Source organism: Pseudomonas sp. Root562, from assembly GCF_001427125.1.
In the GTDB taxonomy this organism is placed as follows: Bacteria; Pseudomonadota; Gammaproteobacteria; order Pseudomonadales; family Pseudomonadaceae; genus Aquipseudomonas.
Genome location: NZ_LMGK01000020.1, coordinates 363,279 through 376,422 on the forward strand (window position 1 = coordinate 363,279; position 13,144 = coordinate 376,422).

Below are 13,144 nucleotides of genomic sequence, written 5' to 3' on the forward strand. Positions count from 1 at the left end.
AGGGGGCTGCAGTGACCACAAATGTTGTGAGCAACCAAKAACACTGTGGGAGGGTCTGGATAATGGGCAGGAGACCTGTCCGACCTGAGTTGTGCGGTGTCTGTTCGGGTTTCATCGCTGGCAAACCAGCTCCCACWGGGGGCTGCAGTGACCACAAATGTTGTGAGCAACCAAGAACACTGTGGGAGCTGGCTTGCCAGCGATGAGGCCGGTAAACCCACCATCAAACCTTCTGATTCATCCGCTGACGCAAATACTCGATCACCGCTCCCCGCTCCCCGGCGAACTCGATCCGCGCGCCCTTCTTCTCGCGCTGAAAGGCGTACATCGGATCGTAATACTCGACCAGCAAGCCTTCGATCCAACCGCGGTGCAAATCCACCGCGCCGCTGCGCCCCTGCTCAATCAGCGCTTGTTCCATCAGGACCAGCATCCGTTGATGGCGCTCGCCACCCAGGCGCTTCTGCACGTTGTTCAGGCTCTCAAGCAAACGCTCGGAAAACAGCGTAAAGCCCTGATCGCCATGTACGGCGATGAACTCGGCACACAGATCCACCACGTAATCGCGCAGGATTCGCTCGACCCGCCCCGACAGACTGTCTTCGAGCCAGACCATGGGAAACTGTTGCATCCCCTGATACAGCGGCAATGGCAGCGCACAACTGCCGACCGCGCGGCTCTCGTCTTCGAGCACGAATTGCTCATGACCGCGGGCGCGCTTTTTCAACACATCCACTGCCAGGCGGTTCTCAAAGTCGATATTCGACGGCTGGCCCGTGGCGCGTTTGCCGAAACTGGAACCGCGATGATTGGCATATCCCTCAAGGTCCAGGCCGTTGCTCAGTTGAGTCAGGACTTCGGTTTTGCCGATGCCGGTCATGCCACCCAGCAATACGAAATCACACTGGGCAACGGCTTGATCGACAGTTTCCAGCAGGAAGGTACGCATGGCCTTGTAGCCGCCACCGACCCGCGGATAATCGATACCCGCCTCGTCCTTGAGCCATTGCTGAACGATCTGCGAACGCAGACCGCCACGAAAACAATAGAGAAGCCCATCGGGATGCGCCCGGGCGAACGCCGCCCAGGCCTGGATACGTTCGGCCTTGACGGCCCCGGACACCAGTTGATGGCCCAGTTCGATGGCGGCCTGCTGACCCTGTTGCTTGTAACAGGTGCCGATGCGCTGCCGCTCGTGATCGTTCATCAGTGGCAGGTTGACCACCCCGGGGAACGAGCCCTTGGCAAACTCCACCGGTGCCCGGGCGTCCATCATCGGCCGGTCGTTGAGGAATATGTCGCGGTAATCGGTGCAGTCGACAGACATCAAGACACCTCGACCGCGTAGCTCTGTCGCTCGACCAGTTCACCGATCGGCGCCAGATCCAGACCCAGCTCGGCCGCCACGGCGAGAAATCCGGCATTGCCTTCGGGGGTGACGGCGATCAGCAGGCCGCCGCTGGTCTGCGGATCGCACAGCACGCGCTTGTGCAACTCTTGCAGGCGTCCGAGCTTGCTGGCGTAGCTGTCGAAGTTACGTAAGGTCCCACCTGGCACACAGCCCTGTTCAAGGTAGTACTCGACACCTGGCAAGCGCGGTACCCGATCGTATTCGATGCGCGCGGTCAGGTGGCTGCCGTCGGCCATTTCCACCAGATGCCCAAGGAGGCCGAAACCGGTGACGTCGGTCATCGCGGTCACGCCGTCGAGTTTGCCGAAGCGGCTGCCGGGCTTGTTCAGCGTACACATCCAGTCACGGGCCAGGCCGACATCGGCGCTGCGCAACTTGCCCTTCTTTTCGGCGGTGGTGAGGATGCCGATGCCCAGGGGTTTGGTCAGGTACAGCAAGCATCCGGCGGTGGCGGTATCGTTACGCTTCATGTGGCGTTTTTCCACCAGCCCGGTGACCGCCAGGCCGAAGATCGGCTCCGGCGCATCGATGGAGTGGCCGCCGGCCAGTGGAATGCCGGCCTCATCGCACACCGAACGCCCGCCGCGGATCACTTCGCGGGCAATTTCCGGTGCCAGCACGTTGACCGGCCAGCCGAGGATCGCGATGGCCATCAACGGATCGCCGCCCATGGCGTAGATATCGCTGATGGCATTGGTCGCGGCAATGCGACCGAAATCGAAGGGGTCATCGACGATCGGCATGAAAAAATCCGTGGTCGACACCACGCCGCGCTCTTCATCGATGGAGTAGACCGCCGCGTCATCGCGCGAGGCATTGCCGACCCAGAGTTTCGGGTCCAGGTTCTGCGCACCGCTGCCGGCCAGAATCACTTCCAGTACTTGTGGGGAAATCTTGCAACCGCAGCCAGCGCCGTGGCTGTACTGGGTCAGGCGAATCGGCTCGCTCATCAGGGGCACCTCGTTGGGTCAATGGCGCCGATTCTAGCAGAGCACGACAGGGGTGAAGCCGAGGTAAAAAAAACCGCCCTTACGGGCGGTCAAGCATTGCAGAAGCGAATCAGAAGCCGAGGCTGAAACTGATGGTCATCGCATGATCATCGCCATCGCCAGAGACCTGCCCCGAATAGCCGATGCCGAGTTTGCCGGTCGGGCTGATCTGGAAGTCCACCCCGGCTTCGAGCACGGCACTGTCCTTGGCAATGGGCACGCCTTGCACGGTGTACGAGGCCCCACCGTCGATGAAGGTCATGTCAGCGTCGGGCTTGGTGTCACCGAAGGCGTGACGCCAGCCAATGGCGCCACGCGGGGTGAACTGTCCGCCGTTGGCCAGGGTGATGCGTTTGCCGGCACGCAGGCCCAGGGTGGAGAACGTGATGTCCTGGTCGGCATCGGCGCTCAGGCGCCCCACCCCGCCTTTTTCCTTGGCCTTGTCGCTGTCGTAGTTGACGTAGGCGAGGCCGGCGAACGGCTCCAGCGCTGTGCCGGCCGCCTCGACGGTGTAACCGACTTCACCGAACACCTGGGCGCTGCGCGCGTCGTAATCGGCTTCCAGTCGATCGTTGTAGGCACCGACGCTGACGTCGCGCTTGCTCTCGATGTCGTGCCAGCTGTAAGCCGCGCCAAGGCGCACGGCCAGTGCATCGAACTGCGAGTTCAGGTACGCCGCCAGGTGGTAGCTCTCCACTGTCGCGCTGGAATGTCGATCATGGGCATCGAGGTCACTGCGGGTGTAGCCGGCGGCCATCCCCGCGCGCCACTGGTCATCAAGTTGCTTGTCGGTGCCAAGCATGAACCCGCTGAGGTTGCGATCCAGCCTGGCGGTGTTGCTGTCGCCATCGGACTCACCCCACGCCCCCAGGGCACGGACCCAACCGACCATCTCGCCGTGGCAACCGCTGCTGCTCAACTGATTGTCGCTGGGCGCGAGGGCGTTGCGTGGGTCGTTTGCTGCGCTGCACGACGGCTGGCGCATACGGTCGTTGACCGCGTCGCGTACGTAGCGTGAGTCCTCGAGAATCGCGCTGGCGGTACTCGCGTGGATTTCCCCGGACAGATTGTCGAAGGCGCGACGCGCGTCAGCGACACTGAGGTTGAGGATTTCGTTCTGCAACGCCGCCCCCGCCGGGCCATTGTTCGACAACGCCGTGGCGGTGTTGAACTGGTTGCCGGTCGCGGCCACGTCGGCAAACGAGTTGCCGTTGCGACTGACCGCCAGGTTCACCGCATTCGCGTCATACACCAGCGCTGTGTCGAGGAATGCGTATTGCGGCAGATCGGTGGTACTGAAGGTCCCCGAGACGCCACCGCCAGCGCTGATCAGTGAATACGTGGTGTTGCCGGTGAACGGTGCCAGGCTGGTCACTTGCAGGCCGCCACCGAGGACCGCGGTGCCGCCCACCACCAGCGGCGTGGCGGTTGGCGAGCTGACCGTCAGCGCCAGCAAACCATCGGCAGCGTTGGTCAGGTTACCGGTAACGCTCAAAGTGCCATCAGCCCCGCCGGATGCAACAACGCCATGGTTGTCCACCGCGCCAACGCTGCCGTTACCACTGAGGCCGGCGCCATTGGCCACGGTAATTTGTCCGCCGAGCGACGCGCGTGCCGCGAGACTACCGACTTGCAGCACGCCCTGATCCACCGAGACAGTACCGTTGAACGGTTGGTTACCGGTGAGCAACAAGCGCCCGGCACCGCGCTTGGCCAGCCGACCGGTGCCGCTGAGCACACCGTTGAACTGGCCGTTGGCACTCTGCTGGAACACCAATTGCGCATTGTTGAGGATGTTGCCTTGCAGGCTGGTGGTGTTGCCGATCAGCGTACCGCCACTGACGGTAGTACCGCCGCCGTAGGTGTTGGCAGCGCTGAGCAACAGCGTACCGGAATCAAGCTTTTCGATACCGCCACTACCCACCAGCGGCACGGCAATTTCCGTAGTCGCCCCCGCATTCACCCGCACTGGAGCAAGGCTGCCATCCGCGCCGTTTACCGGCGTCAGTGCGCCGTCAGCAGCCGGCACCAGACTGTAACCGCTACCGAGGAACTGCAACCCGGTGAAGCTTTGGTTGCCTTGCACAGTGACGGTACCGCCCTGCCCGCCGAATACGGCGAACTGGCCGTTGGCGCCCAATGCCTGGGTACCGGTCGGATCGGTCCAATTGGTGCCCGGTCCCCAAACGCCGCTGCCGCCACCGATGCTGCCGTCCGGGTTGGTTTTGCCACCGTTCCAGAACTGCACTTCACCCGGCGTGCCTTGCACCAGCAGGTTGATCTGATTGGCCATGGCTGTTTGCAGACTCAGGTTCGCCGCCGATATCGGCAGGCTGCCGTAGACCAGGCCGTTGTCGGTCAGGCTGCCGCCGTAGCTGAACAGTTGATAAACGCCCGTGCCGAAGCCGCCGGCATTGCTGATGTTCAACGTACCGTCGAGGGTCAGGTCCCCGGCGACATTGACCACTGTCGTCGAGCTGGCCGCCGAGCCAAGGCTGAAGTCCAGGTTCGTGCCCGAGGACAACGCCAACGAGCCTACCGACAACGGCGTCGCACTGCCGCCACCGAGCAGCGTCGCGCCACTGGCCAGTTGCAACGCCCCACCGATCTGGCCGCTGCCGCCGACGGTCGCGCCGCTGGCAACATCGACGTTGGCACTGTTGAGCACGCCGTTGACCAGCAGCCTGCCAGCCTGCACCGAAGTGCTGCCGGTGAAGGTGTTGTTGCCGGTCATGAGCAATTCATCGCTGCCGGTTTTGCTCAAGGTGCCCGTACCGGTTAGGTTGCCGGTGTAGCTGCCGGCGCTGTTCTGCTCAAAGGTCAGCGCGGCGTTGTTGACGATCGCCCCTTGCAGGCTGCTGGTGTCGCCACGTGTGCTGCCTGCGTTGAGGGTGGTGCCGCCGCTGTAGCTGTTGGCGCCACTGAGCAGCAGGTCGCCCGCGCCGTTTTTCACCAGGCTGCCGCTGCCGGTGATCGCACCGATCAGGCTGGTGTTCTGATTGCCGGCGAGGGTCAATTGCGCGCCGAGGTTGATGGCGTTGGCCAGTTGCAGTGCCGAAGTGCTGTCGAGGGTGCCGTTGCCGAGCACACTCAGCGCCCCGCTGCTGATGGCGCTGTTGTTGCCGAGGATCAGCGTGCCGCCGTTGAGCTGGGTGCCACCGCTGTAGGTGTTGCTGCCGTTGAGGGTCAGGCTCGAAGCGCCGGTCTTGATCAGGTTGCCGCTGCCGCTGACAACGCCGGCGAGTGTCAAGGCGTTGGAGCCAGTCACGTTCAATCCACCATTGAGCACTACGTCATTGCCGAGGGTGACGACGGTGTTGCTGTCCAGCGCCGTACCGTTGGCGGCGGTCAAGACGCCTGTGCCGAGGGCGGCGTTGTTGCCGACCACGATCTTGCCGCCATTGAGCGCGGTGCCGCCGGTGTAGCCGTTGGCGGCGTTGAGCACCAGGGTGCCGGTGTCGTACTTGCCGAGGGTGCCGGCGCCGTTGAGCGCTACGCCGATGGTTGCCGTAGCGTTCGGATCGACACGCACCGAAGCGTTGCCCAGGGAACCGTTGACCAGATTCAGCGAGCCCGCCGTGCCGTTTTGCAGGCTGTAGCCATCGGTGACGAACTGCATGCCGGTGATGGTTTGCGCGCCGTTGACGGTCACGGTGCCGGCAGCGCCCTGGAACACCGCGAAGTTATTGGTCCAGGCCTGATTGGTGGTGCCGTTGACGTCGGTCCAGTTGGTGGTGCCGGTGCCCCAGGTGCCGCTGCCGCCATCCACTGAACCGTTGGCCACCAGTTGATTGCCATCCCAGAACTGCACGGTGACGCCCGGTGCGCTGACCAGCAGGTTGATCTGGTTGGCCAGCGCGGTTTGCAGGGTCAGATCGCCCGGAGTGACGCTGCCCGGCAGCGTGCCGATCAACAGGCCGTTGTCGGTCAAGCCTCCGGTGTAGTTGATCAAGCGATACACGCCGCTGCCGAAGCCGCCGATGTCGCTGACATTGAGGGTGCCGTCCAGGGTCAGGTTGCCGCCGACATTGACCAGCGCGTTACCACCACCGGACACCGGTGTGCCGAGGCCGACATCGAAGTTGGAGTTGCCATTGAATACCAGCGAACCCACCGACAGTGTGCTGCCGGTAACCCCGGCCAGGTGACCGCCATCGGCCACCGTCACTGCCCCGCCGAGCGTGCCGCTGCCGCCCAGGGTGCCGCCGCTGTTGACCAGCACATTGTCGCTGGCCAGCGAACCGTTGACCTGCAAGGTGCCGGCATTGACGTTGGTATCACCGGTGAGGGTGTTGTTGCCGGTCAGTGTCAATGTGCCGATGCCCAGTTTGGTCAACCCGCCCCTGTCGATGCCGTCCCTGAGGACGCCTGCGAAGGTGCTGCTCTGGTTGTTACCTCCGATGCTCAGGGTGTCAAAGTCACCGATGCCAACCGTGCCGTCACCGGTCAGGCTGCCGATGCTGGTCGAATCACCGATGTTGAGCGTGGTGCCGACCGCAAGGTTGACGGCGGCGTTATCGCCCAGCGCAGTGCTGCCAAGCGTGTTCAGGCTCCCGGCCTGCACATCGATCAGACCGTTGAAGGTGTTGTTGCCGCTGAGCGTCAGGACCGCCAGACCGTTCTTGGTCAACGTACCACTGCCGGCGATCACGCCGCCCAGCGTCAGGCCAAGGTTACCGGCGATGCTCAAATTGGCGTTGACGTTGAGGTCGTTGGCCAGCACCAGCGGCGCATTGTTGTCGAGGCTCGAAGCGCCGGCCACGGTCAGCGCCCCGGAGCCCAGTGAAGCGCCGGTGCCAAGGGTCAGCGTTCCGGCATTCAACGTGGTGCCGCCGCTGTAGGTGTTGATGCCGTTGAGGGTCAGGCTGGAGGCGCCGTTCTTGATCAGCCCACCGGCGCCGCTGATCACACCGGCGAGAGTCAGGTTGTTGCTGCCGGTGTTGCTCAGGTTGGCGTTGAGCACCACGTTGTTGCCCAGGTTGATCGCACCGTTGCTGTCCAGCGACGAGGCGCCGGCCACGGTGAGGTTGCCCAGGCCCAGCGCCGAATTGCTGCCTGCGATAAGGGTGCCAGCGTTGAGGGTGAGGCCGCCTAGGAAGTTGTTATTGCCGCCGAGGGTCAGGTTGGCCACGCCGTTTTTGCTCAGACTGCCAGCGCCGTTGATCGTGCCGGCAAGGGTCAGGTCCGCCGTGCCGCCGACGCCGAGGTTGCCGGCCAGGTTCACCGCGTTGTTCAGCGATACCGCGGTGGCGGCATCGAGCGTGGTGCCACCTGCGGCGTTCAGGGTGCCGGAACCCAACGCCGAGTTGGATGCCAGAATCAGTCCGCCTGCGTTCAAGGCCACCGGCCCGAGGAAAGCGTTGTTGCCGCCGAGGGTCAGATTTGCGGCGCCGTTCTTGATCAGCCCGCCGGTGCCGCCAATCACGCCATTGAGGGTCAGTGCGTTGCTGCCGACCACGGTGAGGTTACCGTTGAGCGTGGCGGCGTTGCCAAGGGTCACGGCCGTATTGCTGTCCAGTTGTGTACCTGCATTGGCGATCAGCGTACCGCTGCCCAGTGCCGTATTGCTGCCGACGACTATCTTGCCGCCGTCCAGTTGCGTGCCGCCGCTGTAGGTGTTGGCACCGTTGAGCACCAGGGTGCCGCTGTCGAGCTTGTTGAGAATGCCGCTGCCATCGATGTTGACGCCGAGGGTGGCGGTCACGCCCGGATCGACCCGTACCGCCGTGGTACCGCCAGTGCCGTTCACCGCAGTCAATTGCCCCGCCGCGCCGTTCACCAGGTTGTACCCGTCGGTGAGAAATTGCATGCCGGTGAACAGTTGCGTGCCGTTGACCGTCACCGTGCCGGCCGTGCCCTGGAACACCGCGAAGTCGCCGGCCCACGGCTGGTTGATCAATCCGTTGGCATCGGTCCAGTTAGTGCCGACGGCATTCCATGCGCCGCTGCCGCCATCGACGACGCCGTTGGCAATCGTCTGACTGCCGTCCCAGTAGCGGATGTTTGCATTAGGCGCCGACACTTCAATATTGATCTGATTGGCTACGCCGGTCTGCACCAGCAGATCGCCGAGGCCGTAGCCGACCGGTACGCTGGCCACATCAAGACCCAGGTTGGTCAGGGCACCGGTGTAGTTGAACAGGCGATACACGCCGACGCCGAAACCACCGGCATCGGTGACGTTGAGGTTACCGTCGAGCGTGAGGTTGCCGCCGACGTTCATCAGCGACGTGGTCGACGGTGTCCCCAGCGCCACGTCAACGTTGCTGCCGGCCGCGAGGGTCAGTGCACCGGCGGACAGTTGGTTGCCCGAAGACAGCGCCAGATGGCCGCCACTGTTGACGTTGACCGTACCGAGCGCCGAACCGTTACCGGTCAGGGTACCGCCGGTGTTGACGTTGAGCTGGGCACTGGCCAGCGAACCGCTGAGATCGACGACGCCGCCATTGATCGCGGTGTTGCCGGTAATGCCGTTGATGCCGGTGAGGTTCAAGGTGCCGGTGCCGACCTTGATCAGGCCGCCGCTGCCGCTGAGATCGCCATCGAAGGTGCTGGTGACGTTGCCGCTGCCCACGGTCAAGGTGTTGCTGCCGGTCAGTTGCACACTGCCGCTGCCGGTCAGCGCGCCGAGGCTGGCGTCGCTGCCCAGATTCAGCCCGGCGCCGGCGCTGATGTTCACGCCGGAAGTATTGCCCAGCGCATTGGTGTTGAGCGTGGTGACGCTGCCGGAAACGATATTCAGCGCACCGCTGAAGGTGTTGTTGCCGGCCAGGGTCAGGTCCGACAGGCCGTTTTTGGTCAGGCTGCCGGCGCCGTCGATGATGCCGTTGAGGCTCAGGTCGTTGTTGCCCGCAACAGTCAGTCCGGCGTTCAACGTGATCGCGTTGCCGATGCCGAACGATGCGCTGTTATCCAGCGTCGCGGCGCCGCCGACAATCAAGGCGCCACTGCCCAGGCCATTGGCATTGCCCAGGGTCAGCGTACCGGCGTTGAGGGCGGTGCCGCCGCTGAAAGTGTTGTTGCCGTTGAGGGTCAGGTTGGCCGCGCCGTTCTTGATCAATTGGCCGGTACCGCTGGTTACGCCACCGAGGGTCAGGTTTTGCGTTCCAGCCACGGTCAGCGCGGCATTCAGGGCCACCGCGTTGTTGAAGCTGACCAGCGGCGAGTTGCTGTCCAGTGTCGCGGCGCCAGCGACGGTCAACGCGCCGGAACCCAATGCTGAACTGTTGCCGACGGTCAAGGTACCGGCATTGAGTGTGGTGCCACCGAGGTAATTGTTGGCCGCGTTGAGAATCAGATTCGCCGCACCGTCTTTCACCAGGCTGCCGGCGCCGCTGACCAGACCGGTCAGGGTCAAGTTAGCTGTGCCGCCGACGTTCAGAGCGCCCGCGAGCGCTACCGCATTGTTCAGGCTGACGGCGGTGTTGGTGTCCAGCGTGGTGCCTGCCGCCGCGTTTAAAGTGCCGGAGCCCAGCGCGGTGTTGCTGCCGACAATCAGCTTGCCGCTGTTCAGCGCGGTGTTGCCGAAATAGGAGTTAGCGCCGTTGAGGATCAGGTCGGCGGCGCCGTTCTTGACCAATCCACCGATACCAGCCACCACACCACTGAGGGTCAGCGCGTTGCTGCCGCCCAGAGTCAGCGTGCCGCCGAGATTGACGTTGTTGGCCAAGGTCGCTGCGGTGTTGGCATCCAGCGTGGTGCCGTTCGACGCGTTCAACGCGCCGATGCCAAGCGCGGTGTTGGAGCCAACGATCAGTGAGCCGGCGTTCAACGACGTGGTGCCGGTGTAAGTGTTGGCGCCGTTGAGGGTCAGGCTCGAGGCGCCGGTTTTGATCAGGCCGTTGCCGCCACTGATCACGCCGTCGAGAGTCAGCGCATTGGCGCCGCCAGCGGTGAGGTTGGCGTTGAGGGTGATCGCATTGGCCAACGTCACTGCCGAACTGCTGTTGAGGCTCCCCGCCCCGGCCACGGTCAGGGCGCCGGTGCCCAATGCCGCGGCGTTGCCGACGGTCAGACTGCCGGCGTTCAGCGTGGTACCGCCGCTGAAGGTGTTGGCATTGTTGAGGGTCAAGTTGGCCGCGCCATTCTTGAGCAACTGGCCGGCACCGTTGATCACACCGGAAAGGGTCAGGCCGCTGGTGCCGCCGATGGTCAGGGTACTGCTGTTGAGGTTGACGTTGTTGCTCAGATTGACGGCGCTGTTGCTGTCCAGCGTGGATACATCGATGACGTTCAGCGCACCGCTACCCAATGCCGCCGCGTTGCCCACGGTGAGGGTACCGGCGGCCAGCGTGGTACCGCCGAGATAGGTATTGGCGCCGTTGAGAATCAGGTTGGCGAAACCGCGCTTGGTCAACCCGCCACTGCCACTGATCACACCGCCGAGGGTCAGGTCAGCGCTGCCCCGGACTTCCAGGTCACCGCCCAGTGACACCGCATTGGTCAGCGCGACCGTGGTGCTGGCTTCGAGCCTGGTGCCTGCGGCGGCGGTCAAAGCGCCGGTACCCAGCGCAGTGTTGCTGCCGACGATCAAAGTCCCGGCATTGAGCGCGGTACCGCCGGAGAAGCTGTTGTTGCCGCTGAGGGTCAGGTCTGCCGTGCCATTCTTGATCAGGTTGCCGGCGCCACTGATTACCCCACCCAAACCCAGCGCCTGAGTGCCACCAATGGTCAGATCCGCCGCCAGCGCTACGGCGTTGGCCAGGGTCACTGCAGTGGTCGCATCCAGCGTCGTGCCGGCCGCCGCGTTCAACGCGCCTGTGCCGAGCGCGGTGTTGCTGCCGACGAACAGGCTACCGGCATTGAGCGCGGTATTGCCGGCGTTGGTGTTGTTGCCGGTCAGGGTCAGGCTGGCGCTGCCACTTTTGCTGATACCGCCGGTGCCGGACAACACGCCTGCCAGGGTCAGGGCATTGCTGCCGAGTACGTTCAGAGTGCCGGTCATCGCGATGTTGTTGGCCAGCGTGACGTTGGCGGTGCTGTCCAGACTGGTGCCGGCGGCGGTGTTCAGCGCGCCGCTGCCCAACGAATTGTCATTGGTCACCAGCAGGCTGCCGGCGCTGAGCGTGGTGGTGCCGGTGTAACCGCTGTTGGCACCGCTGAGGGTCAGGCTGCCAGTGCCGGTTTTGGTAATGCCGCTACCGCCGCTGATCAGACCGCCGAGGGTCAGTGCTCCCGTGCCGCCAGCCGTCAATGTGCCGCCGAGGCTGATGGCATTGCTCAGGTTGATCGTGCCGGGTGCGCTCAGGGTTGTCGCACCGGTCACGTTAAGGGTGCCGGTACTGAACGCCTGATTGTTACTCACCTGCACCGTGCCGCCGTTGAGCGTGGTGTTGCCCAGATAAGTGTTGGCGGCGCTTAAGTTCAACTGGCCGGAGCCGATCTTGGTCAGGCCACCGCTGCCCGATATCACGCCGCTCAACGTCGTGGCGTTGGTACCTTGCAAGGTCATGCCACCAGCCCCCAGCGAAATCAGGTTGCTGATGTTCAAGCCGGCGTTGCTGGCTTGAATGATCCCGCCGTTGGAGGTCAGCACGCCGCTGCCAAACGTGGCGTTGTTGTTGAATTGAGCGACGCCGCCATTGAGCGTGGTCGCGCCGCTGACCAGCGGCCCCTGCAAAGTCCAGGTGCCGCTGTTGATGGTCAGGTTGTTGAAGTTGACGTAGGTCGCGCTGGACGCCGTGCCGGCGCCGGTGGTGCCACCGCCGACACCCACGGGGTTTTGCAGGATCAGGCGGTTGGTGCCGCCGGCACCGCCATCGACGGTGCCGGTCGGGGCGAAAGTCAGGTTGATGCCAATCAGTCCGCCAAGCCCCACCGAAATCTGAACGCCGTCACCCACCTGCACCGAAGAACCGGTCACTGCCGTGAAGGTGTTGGTGCTGCTCGCCCCCATCGACACGCCGCCAGTGATGGCGCCGGCGTTGGTAAAGGTGTTGCCCGCCGCCGAAGTCTCGAACGCGATCCGGCCATTGATCACGCCGGTGCTGCTGTTGGTCATGTTGACCTGCGAGCCGCCGTAGACGCCGATCACCGGCGTATCCGCCAGGGTGATGCCGCCTATCGACAAACCCGTCGAGGTAATGGTGCCGTTGTTGGTGATGCTGGTAGTGCCCGCAGCGGCGTTGTTCACGCCGATGGCCAGGCCGTCAATGCTGGTCAGGTTCAGCCCCAGCAGCATTCCCGTGCCTCGGATGATCCCGGAAGCATTGTTGAGCACGTTGACGGTACTGGTGGCACCACTGCCGATGAACGCACCGCCACTCAACACCGAAACCAGACCCAGCAGCGCCGGGTCGATCGTGCCGGAGTTGTTCAGGCTGATGTTCACCCCGGTCAGGTCCATGACATGGCCGCCGAGGGTTGCGTTCATCTGCGCCCCGGCGTTGACGTTGATCGTCAGGCCGTTGGTGGCACTGCTGAAGTTGTTGAGAAACAGCGGCAGGGATGGCACGCCGGTACAGGTCACCGTGGAGCCGGCTGTCGAGCAGGTGGCCAACGCAGGTGTGCTCACACCGCCGAACAGCCATCCGGCGACGCTTAGGTGCACAGCAAGGGAAAGTGGGGAAAAACGCGAAAAAACCAGGGCAACGCCAAACCTTGCTTCCACGGGAACTCCTTTCGTGGCCAAACCACTTCAATCCATGAAGGGCAGATAGCAATGACGGTAAACCGTTACGTGCTGTCAGAACTGCTACGACCCAAAACTGTTTCACTCCCGAAACACCTTAGTTGACGTTCGCTG

Annotated in this window: 3 protein-coding genes; all 3 read right to left on the minus strand. The window is 63.6% G+C overall.

Features of this window, described 5'->3' with window-relative positions; genetic code table 11:
- Positions 1–223: 223 nt before the first annotated feature.
- On the minus strand, positions 224–1,327 hold the full coding sequence (mnmH, locus tag ASD60_RS15370) for a tRNA 2-selenouridine(34) synthase MnmH (RefSeq protein WP_056854805.1): 1,104 nt from the start codon (positions 1,325–1,327) through the stop codon (positions 224–226).
- A complete protein-coding gene (gene selD / locus ASD60_RS15375) occupies positions 1,327–2,361 on the minus strand; it encodes a selenide, water dikinase SelD (RefSeq protein WP_056854806.1) in 1,035 nt (344 codons plus the stop codon). Before selD ends, mnmH begins: the two co-directional genes overlap by 1 nt.
- A 109-nt stretch (positions 2,362–2,470) precedes the next feature.
- Positions 2,471–13,009, minus strand: a complete 10,539-nt coding sequence (locus ASD60_RS15380) for an autotransporter-associated beta strand repeat-containing protein (RefSeq protein ID WP_056854807.1) — start codon at positions 13,007–13,009, stop codon at positions 2,471–2,473.
- Positions 13,010–13,144 lie beyond the last annotated feature (135 nt).